The sequence below is a fragment of the Echinicola salinicaeni genome (assembly GCF_014280965.1).
GTDB lineage: Bacteria > Bacteroidota > Bacteroidia > Cytophagales > Cyclobacteriaceae > Echinicola > Echinicola salinicaeni.
In genome coordinates this window covers 110,691-129,874 of record NZ_JACODZ010000011.1, presented here as the reverse complement: position 1 = coordinate 129,874, position 19,184 = coordinate 110,691, and the positions used below count along the sequence as shown (strand labels likewise).

Annotated in this window: 18 protein-coding genes and 1 rRNA gene; 9 read left to right on the top strand and 10 right to left on the bottom strand. The window is 36.7% G+C overall.

Features of this window, described 5'->3' with window-relative positions:
- Window positions 1-180: 180 nt before the first annotated feature.
- From rrf to H7U17_RS19200, 7 genes are all read left to right on the top strand, one after another.
- Window positions 181-292 (top strand): 5S ribosomal RNA (gene rrf, locus H7U17_RS19230).
- Window positions 293-539: 247 nt separating this feature from the next.
- Complete coding sequence (locus tag H7U17_RS19225; RefSeq protein ID WP_186758475.1) at window positions 540-1,691, top strand: MraY family glycosyltransferase; 1,152 nt, start codon at window positions 540-542, stop codon at window positions 1,689-1,691.
- A gap of 138 nt (window positions 1,692-1,829) precedes the next feature.
- A complete protein-coding gene (locus H7U17_RS19220) occupies window positions 1,830-2,951 on the top strand; it encodes an aminotransferase class I/II-fold pyridoxal phosphate-dependent enzyme (protein ID WP_186758474.1) in 1,122 nt (373 codons plus the stop codon).
- 8 nt (window positions 2,952-2,959) lie between these two features.
- Complete coding sequence (locus tag H7U17_RS19215; RefSeq protein ID WP_186758473.1) at window positions 2,960-3,580, top strand: sugar transferase; 621 nt, start codon at window positions 2,960-2,962, stop codon at window positions 3,578-3,580.
- 344 nt (window positions 3,581-3,924) lie between these two features.
- A complete protein-coding gene (locus H7U17_RS19210; RefSeq protein WP_317172777.1) occupies window positions 3,925-5,703 on the top strand; it encodes a polysaccharide biosynthesis protein in 1,779 nt (592 codons plus the stop codon).
- 114 nt (window positions 5,704-5,817) lie between these two features.
- Window positions 5,818-6,963: a DNA polymerase III subunit gamma/tau gene (locus tag H7U17_RS19205; protein WP_186758472.1), complete on the top strand. Its 1,146-nt coding sequence runs from the start codon at window positions 5,818-5,820 to the stop codon at window positions 6,961-6,963.
- Window positions 6,964-7,055: 92 nt separating this feature from the next.
- Entirely contained in the window at window positions 7,056-7,550 is a 495-nt protein-coding gene (locus H7U17_RS19200; protein WP_186758471.1) for a DNA polymerase III subunit gamma/tau, read from the top strand.
- On the opposite strand, the gene H7U17_RS19195 is transcribed toward H7U17_RS19200, so the two are convergent.
- The 4 genes from H7U17_RS19195 to H7U17_RS19180 all read right to left on the bottom strand — a co-directional run bounded on the left by H7U17_RS19195 (window position 7,547) and on the right by H7U17_RS19180 (window position 12,133).
- Window positions 7,547-8,539 (bottom strand): DUF3078 domain-containing protein, encoded by a 993-nt coding sequence (locus H7U17_RS19195; protein WP_186758470.1) that lies wholly within the window; start codon window positions 8,537-8,539, stop codon window positions 7,547-7,549. The genes H7U17_RS19200 and H7U17_RS19195 overlap by 4 nt on opposite strands.
- 54 nt (window positions 8,540-8,593) lie before the next feature.
- Window positions 8,594-10,105: a LysM peptidoglycan-binding domain-containing protein gene (locus tag H7U17_RS19190; protein WP_230981498.1), complete on the bottom strand. Its 1,512-nt coding sequence runs from the start codon at window positions 10,103-10,105 to the stop codon at window positions 8,594-8,596.
- A 151-nt stretch (window positions 10,106-10,256) separates the two neighbouring features.
- Window positions 10,257-10,901, bottom strand: coding sequence for an O-methyltransferase (locus H7U17_RS19185; protein ID WP_186758468.1), 645 nt, complete (start codon window positions 10,899-10,901; stop codon window positions 10,257-10,259).
- A gap of 2 nt (window positions 10,902-10,903) precedes the next feature.
- On the bottom strand, window positions 10,904-12,133 hold the full coding sequence (locus H7U17_RS19180; RefSeq protein WP_186758467.1) for a M16 family metallopeptidase: 1,230 nt from the start codon (window positions 12,131-12,133) through the stop codon (window positions 10,904-10,906).
- Window positions 12,134-12,276: 143 nt separating this feature from the next.
- On the opposite strand from H7U17_RS19180, the gene H7U17_RS19175 reads away from it, so the two are divergent.
- Both H7U17_RS19175 and H7U17_RS19170 read left to right on the top strand, forming a co-directional pair.
- A complete protein-coding gene (locus H7U17_RS19175) occupies window positions 12,277-13,113 on the top strand; it encodes a glycosyltransferase (RefSeq protein ID WP_186758466.1) in 837 nt (278 codons plus the stop codon).
- A complete protein-coding gene (locus H7U17_RS19170) occupies window positions 13,113-14,402 on the top strand; it encodes an aminopeptidase P family protein (protein ID WP_186758465.1) in 1,290 nt (429 codons plus the stop codon). Before H7U17_RS19175 ends, H7U17_RS19170 begins: the two co-directional genes overlap by 1 nt.
- A 72-nt stretch (window positions 14,403-14,474) precedes the next feature.
- Here the strand turns inward: H7U17_RS19170 and tsf are convergent, their stop codons facing one another.
- The 6 genes from tsf to H7U17_RS19140 all read right to left on the bottom strand — a co-directional run bounded on the left by tsf (window position 14,475) and on the right by H7U17_RS19140 (window position 19,182).
- Window positions 14,475-15,305, bottom strand: a complete 831-nt coding sequence (gene tsf / locus H7U17_RS19165) for a translation elongation factor Ts (protein WP_186758464.1) — start codon at window positions 15,303-15,305, stop codon at window positions 14,475-14,477.
- Between the two features lie 154 nt (window positions 15,306-15,459).
- Window positions 15,460-16,224: a 30S ribosomal protein S2 gene (gene rpsB, locus H7U17_RS19160; RefSeq protein ID WP_186758463.1), complete on the bottom strand. Its 765-nt coding sequence runs from the start codon at window positions 16,222-16,224 to the stop codon at window positions 15,460-15,462.
- 42 nt (window positions 16,225-16,266) lie between these two features.
- Window positions 16,267-16,653: a 30S ribosomal protein S9 gene (rpsI, locus tag H7U17_RS19155; RefSeq protein WP_186758462.1), complete on the bottom strand. Its 387-nt coding sequence runs from the start codon at window positions 16,651-16,653 to the stop codon at window positions 16,267-16,269.
- Between the two features lie 12 nt (window positions 16,654-16,665).
- Window positions 16,666-17,109, bottom strand: a complete 444-nt coding sequence (gene rplM, locus H7U17_RS19150) for a 50S ribosomal protein L13 (RefSeq protein WP_186758461.1) — start codon at window positions 17,107-17,109, stop codon at window positions 16,666-16,668.
- A 204-nt stretch (window positions 17,110-17,313) separates the two neighbouring features.
- Window positions 17,314-18,024 carry an RluA family pseudouridine synthase gene (locus H7U17_RS19145; protein ID WP_186758460.1) on the bottom strand — a complete coding sequence of 237 codons (711 nt, stop codon included), beginning with the start codon at window positions 18,022-18,024 and terminating at the stop codon, window positions 17,314-17,316.
- A gap of 102 nt (window positions 18,025-18,126) precedes the next feature.
- Window positions 18,127-19,182: a sensor histidine kinase gene (locus H7U17_RS19140; protein WP_186758459.1), complete on the bottom strand. Its 1,056-nt coding sequence runs from the start codon at window positions 19,180-19,182 to the stop codon at window positions 18,127-18,129.
- Between the last annotated feature and the right edge of the window lie 2 nt (window positions 19,183-19,184).

The following is a 19,184-nucleotide window of genomic DNA, read 5'->3' as shown; positions in this document are numbered from 1 at the left end:
TAAAGCCAGAGATGGCATAGCTGAGCAGTACTAATAGCCCGAAAACTTACCTGTGAACGAGTTGTATTATCTTACCGATTGTCACTGTTACTTAAAGATATTGAAATACTATATACTACTGCCATATACCATATGGATAATAAGTATATAAAAGAGATTAGGCGACCTAGCCAGAAGAATTTGGGCGGTACGGCGCAGGGGATCCACCTCTTCCCATCCCGAACAGAGAAGTTAAGCCCTGTCGCGCCGATGGTACTGGGGTTACACCCGGGAGAGTAGGTCGCCGCCCTCACTTATCATGGGCCCTTTCACATCAGTGGAAGGGCCTTTTTGCGTTTTAATAATATCGATTTTGTAATTTTATATATCCTCATTGTAAAATTGTTAAGCTTTGTTCTTAATAGCTAACACTTTATAAAAAAATAACTATCTTTGAATATTATTAAGTAGTTTGACTTTAGTATTACTAATATAAAGCAAAACAGGTCTTCATTGTAAAACTTAAGTGGCAGCAGTTTTTTAACAATAAATATTTTTGTATGCTATTAGCATTTTCAGTATTAACTTCGTTTTTTATAGGCGTGATTATTACACCTCTACTAATCTTTATTATTAAAAAAGGTAATATTTTAGATAAACCTGGAGGAAGAAAAATTCATAAATATTCTGTTCCGTCCATGGGAGGGATTGCTATGTTTATGGCCCTTTTGAGTGGTATATTGATTTGGTTGGATTATAGTCAATTGATTGAAATCAGATTTTTCTTATTAGGACTGGGGATCATGTTTATTCTAGGCTTGAGAGATGATTTAGTTGAATTAACTGCCTATCAAAAACTAATAGGCCAATTGATTGCTATTGTGGCAGTTGTTGTTTTGGGAGATGTTAGAATTTCTAATTTTTATGGGTTTTTAGGTATTGAAGAACTCCCCCTATGGTTTAGTTATGGGTTGACTGTATTTGCTATAGTTGGTCTTACAAATGCATTTAACTTGATTGATGGCTTGGATGGCTTAGCCAGTTCTTTAAGCTTGATTACTTTTATTTTCTTAGGTACCTGGTTTATTTATTCTGGCGAAAATACTTTTGGGTTTATAGCTTTTACATTTGTTGGAGCGATATTGTCTTTCATGATCTATAATTGGCATCCTGCTAAAATATTTATGGGAGATACAGGTTCTCTTACCCTTGGCTTTACTTTATCTGTATTGTGTATAAAATTTATCGCTGTTAATGGAGGTTTGGATGATGGTTTGTTTAAATTCAGTGCACCATTAACTACCGCAATTGTATTGATGATAATTCCATTTTATGACACTTTGAGGGTTTTTATAAGGAGAGCTAGTAAGGGAAAATCGCCGATGGCTGCTGATAAAAGCCATGTGCATCACTTTTTATTGAGAATGGGATTTAGACATGATCAAGTAGCTATAATATTAGGAACTGTAAAAATTGTTTTTATAGTTTTGGCTGTATTACTAAACGGTTTGCCGGATATTGTTATGTTTCCTGTTTTTGCTGTTTTGATTATTAGTGCTGGTATTGTTTTGGATAAGGTAACTTTAAGTCGGGTAAAAGGAATTGTTCGTGATTCACCACGTGTTCTTTCTCAACGATCCTATCATGGATTGCGAAGTAAGGTCAAGATAGACAAGGAAGTGCTAGAAAAGGAAAATGTGAATTTGAATTAAGGAATAGAAGAGGGTTTTATAATCCTCTTTTTTGTTTATTAGATATTTATCACCAAATTGATTTTAATTTTTCCATTTGGTCACTTAGTAAGTTGTAAATTTTTACTTTATTTGTTTTTACACTTTTAGTGATATTTAATGGATTTAATTAAACTATCAGAACCAGAATTTCAAGTTGATAATCTAGCAGCATTCCAATGCGCCTTGTTAAATAAGGAGGTTGGCTATGTCGGTACCTATATTGAAGAGTTCAAAAGCTTGTTAGGTGATTATTTGAATGTTGGGAACTTGGGATTATTTAGTTCTGGTACTTCATCTATTCATTTGGCTCTTTTGGCTATCGGAATTGAACCAGGAGATGAAGTGATATGCCAATCTTTAACTTTTGCCGCATCTGCCAATCCTATCTCTTATTTGGGGGCAAATCCTGTATTTGTTGGGAGTGAAACATCAACGTGGAATATGGATCCTGATTTTTTGGAAGAAGCAATTATTGATAGGAAGAACAAAGGAAAGAGGGTACGAGCGATAATACCGGTGCATTTGTATGGGATGCCTGCAAGGATAAAGGAAATTGTAGCGATAGGAGAAAAATATGGAATTCCTGTTATAGAGGATGCTGCAGAGGCTTTGGGGAGTTTTACAGCTGAGGGGATGTGCGGTGCTTTTGGTGATTTTGGAATATTGTCATTTAACGCCAATAAAATTATCACTACAGGAGGTGGTGGTGCATTGATAACCAAGGACAAGCTGGTTTTAGAAAAGGCCTGCTTTTTTGCTTTACAAGCGAAGGACCCAGCTCCGCATTACGAACACAGTCGACTTGGTTATAATTATGCCTTTAGTAATCTAAACTCAGTATTGGGGGTTCAACAATTTGGTGACATAGAAGGGAAAATTAATAGAAGGAGGCGCGCATTTAATCATTATTTTGAGAGATTGAGCGCAATTGAATATATTAGTTTTCAAAAAGGAATTATAGGTGATTTTAGTAATAGATGGCTGACAAGTATTCTTTTGCCAGATGCTAGTACCGTAAATGAATTAAAGCAATATTTGGAAAGGAATCATATTGAAACCAGGCCAGTTTGGAAACCTATGCATATTCAGCCACTATATAAGAATTGTGCATATTATGGAGATGACTTTGAGGTTTCTCTTTTTGAAAAGGGAATATGTCTTCCCTCTGGTAGCGGATTGACGATTGATCAATTAGAGAGAACTTCACAGGCTATTTTGGATTTTTGTAGACATGTATAAAAGGAATCATGTATATAAATTTTTTTAAATCAATAATTGATAGGGTTATTGGCTTGTTAGGATTAGTTGTACTAAGTCCTGTTTTTATTGTATTGATCGTAATACTTTCTTTTCACCATAGTGGAAATCCTTTCTTTTTTCAAAAGCGAGTTGGGAAAGAAAATAAAATATTTAGAATAGCTAAGTTTAGAACAATGAATAATTTGAAGGGGGCGAATGGTGAGTTGCTTCCTGATAATTTGAGATTGACTGGTATAGGTAAAATAGTGCGTAATTATTCATTAGATGAATTGCCCCAATTTTATAATCTATTAAAGGGAGACATGAGTCTAATTGGTCCTAGGCCTCTTTTGGTAGAATATTTAGACTATTATGATTCAGAACAAGTGAAGCGTCATGATGTGAAACCAGGAATAACCGGTTTGGCTCAGGTCAATGGTAGGAATAGTTTGAGTTGGGAAAAGAAGTTTTATTATGATATTCTCTATGTTAAGAAACAATCATTTGGATTAGACTTAATGATTTTAATTAAATCTGTTAGAGAACTTTTTAGACCGAAAGGGATATATGATGATAATGGCGAAGTGCAACCTTTTAGGGGGAAAATGACGGAAAGGGCGAAAAATTAACATATTGTATATGCTTTTGGTTTATGATTTTTGACTACTAGTTGGCTGAATAGTTAAATTTATTTTCGTGATAGATATGTATTTCATAACAAAAATCAATATTGTTCATTATTAAATGTATTTTGAATATATAAAAACGTTTTACGTGTTGTTTTTCTAGATCTGTTTAACTAAATTAAGTTATTCTTTTAGGAAATTATTGTTGGTTTTGATCAGGAAATATGACATTTTTAGATAAAGATTTTGAGATGATAAAATGGATCACCCGATTTGTTGACTCTTTCATTCTGTTTCAATCAGTGATTTTAGCATTTTTTATAAGGCTAAATTTTGATTTAAACCTGATGGATTCTTACCCTGTAATTGAAGATGGTGTATTGTTTGCGGGGGCAGGCCTATTAACCATGTTGATTTGTGAGAATTGTATATGGAAAATTGCCAAAACAAATTTCAGTAATATTTTATCTGTTGTTAGGATTGTATTTGGAGCTCTTTTTATTTCATTTTTAGTAGGACTTTGGATAGAAGGTGAATTTGGCTTGATAAATTTTCAACCGCTATCCGTATTAGTAATTGCTAGTTTGATTTCATTTTCTTGTTTGATATTATATCGAAGCTTAATCAAGGAGATCTATTCCTATTATATTACAAATAAGTTGCCAGTTAAGAATATTCTGATTTTTGGAGCTGGAGAAGCGGGAAGGCTTTCTAAGATTGTTTTAAGTAAAGATGGAGATTATAAACAAAAAATTCATGCTTTTCTAGATGATGATCCTGATAAACAAGGAGAGTTTATTGATGGAGTTCCAATTTATTTGGGTTTGGAAGAGTTCAAGGAGCTTGTAGTTAAGTATAAAATTTCTGATTTGTTAATCTCTGTTATGAGTATTTCACCTAGAAGGAAAAGAGAGATTATTGATGAATGTTTTAAGTATGGAATTAGGGTAAGTATAGTGCCTTCAATTGATGAATGGGTAAAAGGAGGCTTCAATGTTGGAAAGATCCGTAAGATTAAGATAGAGGACCTTTTGTCAAGGCCTGAGATATCTCTAGATAATCCACAAGTTTGTGCTCAGATCAATAATAAAGTTGTTTTGGTTACTGGAGCTGCAGGGTCAATTGGTAGTGAACTTTGTCGTCAATTGGTAATTCATACACCCAAGCTTCTTATTCTTTTGGATCAGTCTGAATCTGCATTATATGATTTAGAACAAGAGTTTAAGTCTCAGAAGTTGGAGGTCGCCATTAAACCGGTATTGGCGGATATTAGAAACAAAAGAGTTGTTTCAAGTATTTTGAAGACCTATAAGCCTCAGATAGTTTATCATGCTGCCGCTTACAAGCATGTTCCCATGATGGAAACATTCCCTGAGGAAGCTATCCGAAGTAATATTTTAGCAACCAAACACCTTGCAGACCTATCTATAATTAACAATGTTAAGCAATTTGTGTTTGTAAGTACAGATAAGGCAGTCAACCCCACAAATGTAATGGGGGCTTCTAAGCGTATTGCAGAATTGTATATACAAGCCTTGAGTGATTATATGAAAGTGGACGGAGGGCAATATACCAGGTTTGCAATTACTCGGTTTGGGAATGTCCTGGGGTCGAATGGTTCTGTGATTCCTTTGTTCAAAAAACAAATAGAACAAGGGGGACCTGTTTTTGTTACAGACCCCAATATCACAAGGTATTTTATGACCATAGGGGAGGCTTGTCAATTAATATTGGAAGCAGGAGCTATGTCCAAAGGAAGAGAAATATTTATTTTTGATATGGGTGAGCCTGTTAAAATACTTGATCTCGCCAAGAAAATGATTTTATTAAGTGAGAAAAGAATAGAAAAGGATATTAAGATAGTTTTTACAGGCTTACGAGAAGGAGAGAAAATGCACGAAGAATTGGTGTGTAACACAGAGGAATTAAAAATTACTTATCATCCTAAAATTAGGGTAGTTCAAATGTCACCTATATCTTTTAATAGGATCAATTACCAAGTAGAATATTTTGAGAAACTATTGGCATTAAACTCAGAAACAGACCTTGTGCGTCATGTTAAGTCCATAGTTCCAGAATATATAAGTAATACTTCGCGGTTTACCGTGTTGGATAGACTTAATTAAGGTTTAACTTTTCTATTAAATAGAAGTGTTTGATTTTTAGTTCTTTGCTGAAAATGGTTCAGGATTTTGTTTTTTTTGAAGGAGTAAATTCAAGGAATTTTATATCTTGCGGTGATGGAAAATTTTGTAGTCTCAGCCAGAAAATATAGACCTTCTAATTTTAAAAGTGTGGTAGGCCAGCAACATATTACCACTACTTTAAAAAATGCCATTAAGAACAATCACTTAGCTCAGGCATTTTTATTTTGCGGTCCTAGGGGAGTGGGGAAAACTACCTGTGCCCGTATTTTGGCTAAGACCATAAATTGTGAAAACTTAAGGGAGAATTTTGAGGCTTGTAATGAATGTGATTCTTGTAAAGCTTTCAATACCAATAGTTCCTTTAATGTACATGAACTGGATGCAGCATCCAATAACTCAGTAGATGATATTAGGAATTTGGTAGACCAGGTGCGTTATGCTCCTCAAAAAGGGGCTTACAAAATCTATATCATTGATGAGGTTCATATGCTTTCGACCCAAGCTTTTAATGCTTTTTTGAAAACATTGGAGGAACCTCCAAAGTATGCCATATTCATTTTGGCTACTACTGAGAAGCATAAGATTATTCCTACGATTCTTTCTCGCTGTCAGATATTTGACTTTAATCGAATACAGATTAAAGATATTGCTGAGCACTTAAAGTATATTTCCTCTGAAGAAGAAATAGAATATGAAGATGAAGCGCTACGACTTATTGCTGCAAAAGCTGATGGAGCCCTGAGAGATGCACTTTCCATTTATGACCTTATCGTAACCTATTCTGCGGGAAATAAACTGACTTATCAGGAAACGATCAATAACCTTCACATCTTGGATTATGATTACTATTTCAAGGTGACTGATGCTTTATTGGAAGAAAGTATTTCTAATGTCCTGCTCACATTTGATGAAATTCTCAAGAAGGGATTTGATGGCCATAACTTTATTGTTGGATTGAGTGAACATTTTCGAAATCTGATGGTCTGCAAGGATGCTGCTACCGTTGAATTACTTCAGGTTTCCGAAAGTGCCCAAGAGAGGTATGTGGAGCAGGCTGCTAAATCCAGTCTTTCATTTTTGTTGTCTGCACTAAATATTTGTAATCAATGCGATATGCAATATAAGGGCAGTAAAAACCAGCGTTTACATGTTGAGTTAGCGCTCATGAAATTGGCCAAATTACCTCAGGCCATCTCTCTGGCAGCTTTAGCACAAGAAGAGATAAAAAAAAAAGACTAGCTAAGCAGAAAATAAACAGTGCTCCAAAAGAAGCTTCTAGTCAAGCTGATTTGGTTTCTGATGCTGCCATCAAAAGGGAAGTGAAGAAAACTATGTCTATTCCTTCTAATATCACAGAGGTAAAAAGGCAAGTAAAAAGTAGCATTGAAGCCTCCAAAGAGAAAGAAGCCAAGACTGCAGATATTGTTGAAAAACAAGAAGAGGGAGAGCTCCGGGAAACACCATTCGATAAGGGGAAGTTGGGGGCTATGCTTCAAGAGGTTATTGCTGATTTCAAGCTGAAACGAAAGTACCAAGAGTGTACACTTTTAAAACAGCCTTTTGAGGTAGAAGGTAATAAGATTAATTTTTTTCTTAATGGTGAATTACAAGAACATCTGTTTTCTAAGCTTAAGCCTGAGCTAATGGGTATTGTTAAAAGAAAGTTGGAGAATGATCTTGTTGAAATTCATTATGAAGTTAGGGCGGAAGCTATGAAGGAAGAGGATAAATTATATACCTCTACAGACAAATTGGCCTACCTGACAAAAAAGTCTCCGGCTCTGAAAGAGTTGCAAAAGCGTTTTGGATTGGAAACAGACTTCTAAAAGTCCAGGCCTAAGCCGAAGTTTATTAGGTTTTGAAATTGAATGGCCTGTGATTTACTTCCATCATCTTGTTTTATAAACACATTTTCATCATAAATAAGCACGGTCTCTATACGAGTACTGATGTATTTATTAACCTTCATTCGTAGGGCTGAGTTAAAATTGACTACGAGGTTCCCAAACTTACCGTAGTTGGAGAAGAGGTTAAGGTCAGCTTTCCATTCTATGTTTTTCATCAATTTAGTGTCTATGGATGCTCCCAAGGAAGCTCCCGCTTCAGGTCTGACCTTTTCACCAGGTAAAATACCAAAAGCGCCTGCCTGACTTAAGGAGTCATTGGCAACTATGGTAAAACGACCGGTAAATGGTGAGAGTATTGAGGATATTTTAAAATCTTTTTTATCTTTTTGAAAGTTAAGACCTGTAGAAGATTGAATATAAGCAGGACTTAAAAAATCAGAGATCAAGTCCCTGTCTTCCACATCAGAATTAGCTGGTTTAAAGTATTTATACCCTTTTAATAATTGTGTTCGAGCTTCCAGCTGAGTGGAGAGGTAAAAGCCTTTTGATAGTTCCCTACCATATTTACTTACAAACTTAAAGTTGTCATTGGTCTTTCGTGTTTTAAATGATCTTTCGGCTTGTCTGTTGAACCCAAAGTTGACTGTTAGTTTGGTATCCCATATACGCCCGCCTTTTTTATAATTGGCAAAAAGGTTGACGCCAGTGTTCAATGCAAATGAACTGGCTCCCCCCGCCGCCCAGTTTGAAAGGCTCACTTGTTGGATGCTAAGGTTATAATTTCCTCCTTTTTTCCAGTAATTTTGTTTTACCTCTTCCTTAATTATCAAGGAATCCCCTAACATGATCAAGGTTTCGCCATTGATCACAATCGTGTCAGGAACAATTTTATTGTCCTGACCCCATGCTTTCTGAAATGAGCTTGAAAATAATATGATTACTGTAAAAATGGTGAAATACCGAATCATTCCTTAATGGAGTTTGAATTTATACGTAAAGATACGTTTCTTATTCAAATCTAATTAGTTCTTTTTGATGATTAACTTTTGACCTATTTTGATGACTGTTTGGTTTTGGATATTGTTCCAAGTTTGGATTTCTGAAACTGATACGCCATATTTTCTGGCAATGGCATAGAGCGTTTCTCCTTTGGAAACTGTATGGGTGATTTTACTATTGACGGGGTTCGGCTTGGCTTGCCGTACAGGTTGTTGTATAGGTTTCACTGTTGAGTTTCTCTGTGGGGACGCGTTAGCTTGTTGAGCAGGAGGATGTATAGGCATGATTCTTATATCTTCATTTCTACCCCTGTATTTTTGTAAATTCAAGACCATTCCTTCTCTTAAATCTTCATCTTTATATATTCTGTTTTTGGCTTTAAGGGAATGGAGTCTTATCCCATAAGCTTGGGATATTTCCCATAGTGTTTCTCCTTTTCTTACAATATGGTGAGGTGTATTGGACTTGGATTTTTTTCTTTTGGTATAATAATATTGGCCTCGTTGGATACGATCATTTTTTGAAAGATCATTTCTTCTTCGGAATTTACCCTCTTTCATGCCAATTTTATCAGTAAAGGCTTCTATCGTACTATTTACAGCCGCTTGTATGCCTTTAATTCCATTCACCTTAATTTGGTTTTTTTCAAATGGCTGTAGTTGCTTTCCAGTAATTTCAGGATAGCCTGATGCATTTTTAAATCCCTCTGCAGATAGGCTGTATTGGTTTGAATTTTTTTCTGATGTAGATGATGTTAACATTGGATTGAGCGGGACAGTGCCTGAAGCCAGGTAAATAAGCGAATAGCTTTTACCTTCAGGGATTTTGTTACCTGTAATCCATTTATTGTACTCTTTCAATTCCGATTCTGAAATACCTAAGTTTTTAGAAAGAGCTTTAATCGTTATAGGTCCTTGGACCGATATTTCTTTGAAGTACTGGTTACTCGTAAACTTGCCAATTTGGTTTTCAAAGGCGACTTTATGGGCCAAATATTTTTTGAAATACCAATGAGTTCCCTTGGTAATTTTCATAGTGGAGTGCCCATTGTATTTGCTGCCAAAGTAATTTTTTGCGCCACCAAGCCCCATTTGGTAGGATACCAAAGCACAAACCCAGTTGTCAAAATAATTATTGTGCTTTTTAAGGTAAGTAGCAGCACCTCTTGTAGAAGCAGCTATGTTTTTTCTTTCATCAATTTGACTGTCGACTTGAAGAAATACCTCATGGGCAGTTCCTTTTTTAAATTGCCAAAATCCTACCGCATTAGATGTTGATACAGCATCAGGTATTAGCCCACTTTCTTGGATTACTAGATATTTAAGGTCATTAGGGACACCTTGCTCGTTTAAGACTCTTTCAATGATGGGCATATAAAGATTTACCCTTTCCAGCTTCATATTGAAAAATCTTTCACTTCTGCAAAGTGCATCCACATCCAATTGAATGTCCCTTTGTGCCTGAGCATTGAGCTGTAAGGTCATTCCTGCAAACTGTATGGTGCTTGGTACCCTAGGGGCTTGAGCATATAACATTGAGGAAAGAAAAGTGAAAAAAAGGCCTAGCCCGAATATGATGTTTTGGCGATAAGAGAAATTCATATTGGTGAAAGAATATTGAAAGCGTTCGGAGAAATAATGTCTTGGTGTTCAGTCTAATATAATAAATAAAGTCTTTGGTGTAAAACTATAGTTTTCTAGCCATCATGATGCCGTCTCTGATAGGAAATAATACATTTTCTACTCTTGGGTCAGCCTGGACCAGATCATTGAAATCCATAATTACTCTGGTGTCTTTGTCTATTTTCTCAGAAGGGGCCTTAAGCACCTTTCCAGACCAAAGCACATTGTCAGCCATGATTAATCCCCCTTTGTTTACCTTGTCAATGACCAAATTATAATAATTGATATAATTCTTTTTGTCGGCATCAATAAAGACCATATCAAAAGTTTCATCCAACTTAGGGATAATGTCCATTGCATTTCCAAGCTTATATTCTATTTGGCTGGCCAATCCGGATTTGTCAAAGAAACCTCTGACCATATCCTCCAACTCATCGTTTTTGTCCAAAGTAATGAGTTTTCCATCACTGTCCAGCCCCCTGGCCATACAGATGGCTGAATAGCCGGTGTAGGTACCTATTTCCAAGATGGTTTTTGGTTGCTGCATTTTGGTGAATAACTCAAGTGTTTTACCTTGCAAATGGCCGGATAGCATTCTTGGCATCAATACTTTTGCATGAGTTTCACGACTAATTAACTGTAACAGTTCATCTTCAGAACTGGTATGGTTCTCACAATAATTTTGTAATTGTTCACTGATGAATTCCATTGTTAGTTGGGTAAATAGGTTAGAAAACTTAATTGATCTTCCATTAAAACTTCCTGGGCGATGTCTTGTAATTCTTCTGAGCTGGTATTCCTAATAATAGTAAAGATATGATCAAGAGATTCTATTTTTCCTTTATCAAGGAGGTTCTTACCAAAAACCAGCATTAAGGCAGCGTAGTTTTCTTCAGCCATAGCCATTTGACCTATGGTTTGTTCCTTGGCCATGTGAAGCTGTAGGGTTCCTAACTTTTTTTCTCTTAATTTTTTGAGCTCACGCAAGACCAGGTTTCTGGCTTTTTTAGCGGTTCTTTCTTCAGTACCATAAAATATCCCTACGAAACCCGTGTCTTTATATACTTGGTAGACAGATTCCACACTGTATACATAACCATATTTTTCCCTTAATGAAAGGTTTAATCTAGAGTTCATACTTGGTCCTCCAAGGATATTGTTGAGTAGGAAGAGCTTAAATCTATTAGAGTGATATAAAGAATAAGCCGGTTTGCCGATAGCGCAATGTGACTGGGTTATATCCTTGTATACGGTTTTGTGTTGTGGGCAGTAGGTACCAAAATCACTTCGGATATATAAGCTCTTTTTTGTTGGAATCTCATTCAGTTTAGGTTCCAATTGATTGAGTACCTTTTTAAATGAAATATTCCCAACAACAGAAAAGACAATTTTTGAAGTGTCCATTCGAGTGGAGATGAAATCAAAAAAGTCTGTTTGGGTGAAAGAGTTTACAGTTTCTTCGGTTCCAAGGATATTTCGTCCCAGTGAATGGTTTTGGAATACGACTTCGTCAAATTCATCTTGGATAGCATCGTCTGGGGAATCCCTATACATGGCCATTTCCTCCAATATAACTTGTCTCTCTTTTTCGATTTGTTTTTCTGGAAAGGTGCTATGAAAGGTGATGTCATAAAGGAGTTCTGCTGCTTTATTAAAATGTTCTTTTAGAATGGAAGAGTAGAAGCAGATTTTTTCTTTGGTAGTATAGGCATTTAATTCTCCTCCCACGGATTCGAGACGGTTTAATATGTGAAAGGCTTTTCTTTTAGTGGTGCCTTTGAAGGCCATGTGTTCCCAAAAATGAGCCAAACCAGCCTGTTCTAGTGTTTCATCCCTGCTCCCTATATCAAGAATAAATCCGCAATGTACTAATCTAGTGTGGTTGACTTCTTGATGGACAATTCGGATTCCGTTCTGTAATTCCTTGATGTTATATGACATGTGATAAATGCTTTCAACTTTGAAATTACGAAAATAATGTACATTGTCTGGATATTTTTTAGAAGGAAAGAATTATGTTACTTTTAGCTCAATAAAGTAGGCGAGGGATAGCCTTCTTTGCAAGCAAAATTTCGAAAGCTATTATGACAGGACAGCATGGAAGGCTTAAGGCTTCATTAATTATTTCAGTATATAAAAACACGCGGTTTCTAAAAGCAGTTTTAGATTCTTTGTTATATCAGACAGAAAATAATTTTGAAGTGATTATTTCCGAGGATGGTGATTCCGAAGAGATGAAGGATTTTATTTCCTCGTATTTATTTCAACATCCTTTTACGCATCTTCAGCGGAAAGATGAAGGTTGGCAAAAAAATAAAGCATTAAACGAGGCGATTAGAGTAGCCAAATCAGATTGGTTGGTTTTTATAGATGGAGACTGTGTTTTACACCCTAGGTTCATGGAGTTTCATATCAATGAAGCCAAGCCTAATAATATTCTTGCGGGGAAAAGAATCAAATTGGACCCTGTTACATCTGAGCTATTATTGAATGGAGAGCTTAGTCCAAGAAATATTAATAGATTTCTTAAGAAAAATATCAGAACAATTAAGAAGCGGGGAGCAGAATTCGTCGAAGAGGGTTTTTTTATTGATCCTAAAGGTCTGTTTGGGTTTTTGGTAAGGAAAAGGTCTATGAGGAATTTAAAAGGCTGTAATATGTCCTTTCATAAGGAAGCGATCTATGCAATAAATGGTTTTGATGAAGATTATTCCCGGCCAGCTGTTGGAGAGGATGCCGATTTATTGTGGCGATTCAAAGGGCTCGGATATGAAATTAAATCACTAAGAAACCTGGCTGTGCAATACCACCTTCATCATAAGGAAAGCTGGACAGACCAAGAGGAAAATTTAGCGATTATGGAGTCAAATAAAGCTGATAACAAGTTTATCTGTGAAAATGGCCTAAGAAAAACAATATAATGAGATATACAGCAATCAACCCATCTTTCTACAAAAGCAATAGGGAGAAACTTGTAAAGCAGCTTAATCCAAAATCTATAGCAGTTTTTCATTCCAATGATTTGATGCCTACGAATGCCGATGGTACAATGAAATTCAGGCAAAATAATGACCTGTTTTATTTTACAGGTATAGACCAAGAAGAAACTGTTTTACTGGTATGTCCTGATTTTCCCAATGAAGCCATGAGGGAAATACTGTTTGTAAGGGAGACCAATGAACATATAGCGATATGGGAGGGGAATAAATTGTCAAAAGAGGAAGCAGCACGTATTTCTGGAATAAAGCAGGTTAGGTGGATTTCAGAATATGATTCAGTATTGAATCAGCTGATGTGTTACTGTGATCATGTGTTTCTTCATACCAATGAACATCGTGGTGCTTCCAATGAAGTAGAGACAAGAAATGCACGGTATATAAAAAAAATCAGAGAAACATTTCCATTGCATAATTACCAAAGGTTGGCGCCAATAATGGAAAGGTTAAGGACTGTAAAAGGACAGGATGAAATTAACCAAATGCAGCGGGCTTGTGATATTACCGAAAAGGGATTCAGAAGGGTATTGGGGTTCGTACAGCCTGGAGTGAAGGAATATGAGATAGAAGCAGAGTTTATGCATGAATTCTTGAGGCATGGCAGTAGAGGATTTGCTTATGAACCGATTATTGGTTCAGGAGCGAACAGTTGCGTTCTACATTATTTGGAAAATGATAAAATTTGCAATTCTGGAGAACTGATTCTAATGGATGTAGGAGCAGAATATGGTAATTATAATGCAGATATGACGCGTACCATTCCAGTGAATGGTCGTTTTAGCCCCAGGCAAAAAGCTGTTTACGAGGCAGTGTTAAGGGTTAAAAAAGATGCCGTGACAATGCTTCGTCCCGGTGTGGTAATTCAAGAGTTTCAAAAAGAAGTGGCTAAGATTATGGAGGAGGAACTGATCGGTTTGGGACTTTTGGATAGAACCGATGTTAAAAACCAAGATCCAAGACATCCTCTTTACAGAAAGTATTTTATGCACGGAACTTCCCATCATTTGGGATTGGATGTTCATGATATTGGGCCTGTATATGAGCCGATAAAGCCGGGTATGGTGTTTACTGTAGAGCCTGGGATATATATCAGGGAAGAAAAAATAGGTATTAGATTGGAAAACAACTATGTAATAAGGCAGGGGAGAAATCTAGATTTAATGGGTAATATACCTATTGAGGTGGAGGAGATTGAAGAATTGATGAATGCCTGATGTCATGAAGGATATAAAAAAACCGCAAACTTAAATGTCTGCGGTTTTTTTTATATTATAAATCGGAATTAATTAACCGATTACAATTCTTTTGAAGTCTACTACAGTAAGACCTTTAGAAACACTATCAAGGTACTGAGAGATATTTTTGCTGCTATCTTTAACAAAAGCTTGGCTAAGCAAAGTGTTCTCTTTGTAGAATTTGTTCAATTTACCCATAGCGATTTTTTCAATCATCGCTTCAGGCTTACCTTCTGCAAGGGCTTGCTCTTTACCAACAGCAATTTCTCTTTCAACTACAGAAGCATCAACGCCATCTTTGTCAACAGCAACTGGATTCATGGCAGCAATTTGCATAGCTACATCTTTACCAGCTTCTTCAACATCAGCACCGCTAACGTTATTTAGTGCTACAAGTACACCCAATTTACCGTTAGAGTGGATATAAGGAACAACAGCTTCACCTTTAACTACTTCGAAGTTACTGATTTCGATCTTTTCACCGATTTTACCAGTCATTTCGATAATTTTCTCACCTACGGTAATGTTCTCGTATGGCAATGCAAGGATTTCTTCTTTATTAGCAGCTCCTTTTTCAACAGCTAGGTCAAGAATGGCGTTAGCAAAAGCTACGAATTCTTCATTTTTAGCTACGAAGTCAGTTTCGCAAGTAAGGGTGATAAGAACACCTTGAGACTTGTCAGCACTTACACTAGTAACTACTACACCTTCTTTAGTTTCGCGGTCTGCACGGGATGCAGATACTTTTTGTCCTTTTTTTCTTAAAATATCAACCGCTTTTTCAAAATCTCCTTCAGCTTCGGTAAGGGCTTTTTTACAGTCCATCATACCGGCACCAGTGCTTTGTCTTAGTTTGTTTACCTCTTGTGCAGTAATAGCCATTGTTAGATATTTTTAATTATGATAATGATGACGTTTAATTGAATATTTCGTTTCAGAGCGCTCTTGCACTGAAACGAATAGGCAATAACAAAAAAATTGAACATAGGTAATTTACCGTATGTTCAATTTTCTGTTATTATTAAATCATAGTGGATTACTCTTTGGTTTCGGCAGCGTCAGCAGCTTTTTTTGCTTCTTCTTCTTCAGAGAGTTTAGCCTCTTCCTTATCTTTCTTTCTTTCAGAAAGACCTTCTTCGATTGCTGAACCAACGGCTTTCACCAAAAGTGAAATGGATTTGAATGCATCGTCATTGGCTGGGATTGGGAAGTCCACCTCACCAGGGTTAGAGTTTGTATCTACCAATGCGAATACAGGGATACCAAGCTTTTTGGCTTCGGCAATTGCAATGTGTTCTCTTTTGATATCTATCACGAAAAGTGCAGCTGGAAGACGAGTTAGGTCAGCAATACCTCCCAATACATTTTCCAATTTTTGACGCTGTCTAGTGATCATCAAACGCTCTCTCTTAGCCAAGCTAGTATAAGATTCTTCTTTCATCAACTTGTCGATGGAAGACATCTTCTTCAATGACTTACGGATAGTAGCGAAGTTGGTCATCATACCACCTAACCATCTTTCCGTAACGAAAGGCATTTTCAATCTTGCAGCTTCTTCAGCTACCAAGTCCTTAGCTTGTTTCTTAGTCGCTACGAACATCACTTTTTTGCCGGAGCGTACGATTTGCTTGATTGCGTTGGATGCTTCTTCAAGGCAAACGAGCGTTTTGTTTAGATCAATAATGTGGATACCGTTCTTCTCCATGAAGATGTACGGCGCCATTCTAGGATCCCACTTTCTTGTTAAGTGTCCGAAGTGAACACCAGCATCCAGTAAGTCTTTATATTCGATTTTAGCCATTTAAATATGTATGTTTTATATAATATCTGAGTATGATCCAGATTAACGTTTAGAGAACTGGAATCTTCTTCTAGCTTTTCTACGTCCTGGTTTCTTACGTTCAACCATTCTTGGGTCACGAGTAAGGAATCCTTCTTTCTTCAATGCAGGTCTGTGCTCTTCATTGATTTCACAAAGGGCTCTTGAGATAGCCATTCTGGCTGCTTCAGCTTGTCCTTTGATTCCTCCGCCGTCTACATTGATTTTGATATCGTAAGCTTCACCTTCATTAACTAAAGTCAAAGGCTGCTTTACCACAATCTGATGCAGGTCAAACGGGAAATAAGATTCGATGCTTCTGTTATTTACAGTGATTTCACCTTTGCCCGGCTTCATATAGATCCTTGCAACAGATGTTTTTCTTCTACCGATTGTATTAATAACTTCCATGGAATGATCAAATTATAATTTAATTTCTTTTGGTTGTTGTGCTTCATGAGGGTGCTCTGCACCTTCGTACACATAAAGGTTGGTATACAACTTGTTCCCTAGTCTGTTTTTAGGTAGCATACCTTTAACTGCTTTCTCGATAAGGATAGCAGAAGACTTCTCCTTCAAAAGTTTAGGAGTAGAGATTCTTTGACCACCTGGGAAACCTGTGTGACGAACATAAACTTTCTCGTCCCATTTCTTACCGGTTAACCTGATTTTGTCTGCATTGATGACAATTACATTGTCTCCGCAGTCTGCATGAGGAGTATAGCTAGGCTTGTTTTTTCCTCTTAGAATTTTCGCTACCTCACTTGCAAATCTACCTAGTACCATAGATTGGGCATCCACTATTACCCAGTTCTTTTGTACTGTAGCACTGTTTGCTGATACGGTCTTATAGCTTAAAGTATCCACTGTGTAAACGTTTAATTATTAGCTTGTTAAATACATTTCACCCTCAAAAAGGGACACAAAGATAGAAGGTTTTCCATATATATGCAAAATATCTCAAGGTTTACTGCCTAATTTTCACAAGGATAGCTAATTATCTAGTCTAAATCCCTGGGAGTGTCCATGGTAATCAATGATTGACAAATTCCAGTTTTGATCTTTTTTAATCTAGCTGGTCTTTTCCAATTGTTTCATTAATACCGAATAGTCTTTAGGGTAAGGAGCAGTGATGTTGATCGTTTCTCCGTCCAATCCCGTAAAGGCTATGGAGTAGGCGTGTAGTGAAACCCGCTGCATAATTGGAAGCTCTTCAGTGCCTTTTTTAAGGTTAAATCTTCTTTTAAGATCTGATAGGTATAATGGCTTTCCTCCGTACATTACATCTCCACATATCGGTGAATTCAAATAGGATAAATGAATTCTGATTTGATGAAGACGGCCTGTTATGGGCTTGCACTCTATTAATGAGTGCGCATAAAAGGTCTTCAATGTGTTGAAGTGAGTGGTGGCTGGTTTTCCTTTGATACTGATCTTGGCTATCCCCTTATTGGTTGCGATCAGGTTTCTGTCCACAAGTAGATCTTTGTACTCATGGATTCCATCCACTACTGCATGGTAGACTTTTTCTACTTTTCTGTTTTCAAATTGGATCGCAATATTTCTATACGCATCCGGATTTTTTGCAATTACCAAACATCCTGAAGTTTCCTTGTCCAATCTGTGACACACCTGGGCATCTGGAGTGTGACTCTTGGCCAAATGGAGAATGTTTTGTCTTTCATGCCTATCGTCTAAGGTCGATAAGTATGGAGGCTTATTGATGACTATATAGTCTTCGTTTTGAAACAGAATAAGATCATTAAAATCTACTTTTTTCATACAGCCTGGCTTACACCTTCCAAATCAATGTGCAAAATTAGGTAAAAAATGGATAGGTAAAAAATACTGAGCCAAATATTATGCGGTTAAATTTAAGCTTTATTACTTATCTTCCTTTTTCTTCTTCTCTAGGGGGAGTGAAAAACTAAAGTTGGAGCCTTTACCAACTGTAGATGATACGGAAATTTTACTTTTATGCCCTTCTAGGATATGTTTAACAATGGCCAGGCCAAGCCCGGTGCCTCCCATTTCTCTTGAACGGCTTTTGTCCACCCGGTAGAATCTCTCAAATATCCTTTTGATATCCTCAGGGGGAATGCCTAATCCATTGTCCTGAATATCAACAGTGAGATTGTTTTTGGAGGTTTTTAGGGATATGATTGCTTCACCGCCTTCCTTGTTATATTTGATGGCGTTGGAAAGCAGGTTTTGACAGACACGATATATTTTGTCCTGATCTGCTTTGATGATGTATGATTTGTTTTGGTTGTAGAGGAACCGAAGGTTGATATGTCTTTTTTCTGCTTTATGCTCGAGTTCTTCTATTACCTCGTGGATGAGGCTTACCATATCAAATTCTTCAAAATTGAATTTTACTACACCGCTTTCCATATGGCTAAGCGTAAGTAAGTCCTGCACAAGGTTATCCAGCGCATTAAGGCTTTTTGCTGCTCTCTTTAGAAATTTGTCTCTTACCTTAACGTCTTCTACTGCACCATCCATTAAGGTGTGTACATAACCTTGAGCCGCAAATATAGGTGTCTTTAATTCATGGGAAATGTCAGCGATAAATTCTCTCCTGAATGCCTCATTACGTTGCAAGGTCTCAATTTCTTTGTTTTTTGCTATTGCATAAGAATTGATGGTGTTATTAATTTTCCTTAAAGGGGAAATGGAACTTTTTTTAGGCTTTTGGGCAATGCCCGAAAGGTCTTTCTTTTGGATTTTTTCGAGGGCAGCATAGATATTGCTGATTTCCTTGAAAATCAAGAATTCCAAAGTGACATTCATTAATAGGTAAGAGATGGACATGGTTAGTGCCCAAGCAACAGTCAATAACAATAAAGTCGCATCATCCAATAAGGATAAGAATGCGACTGTAAAGACTGAAATAGCAAATGCCAGTAAGAGGGCAATCCCTCTGGAAGTGGTAAGCATAT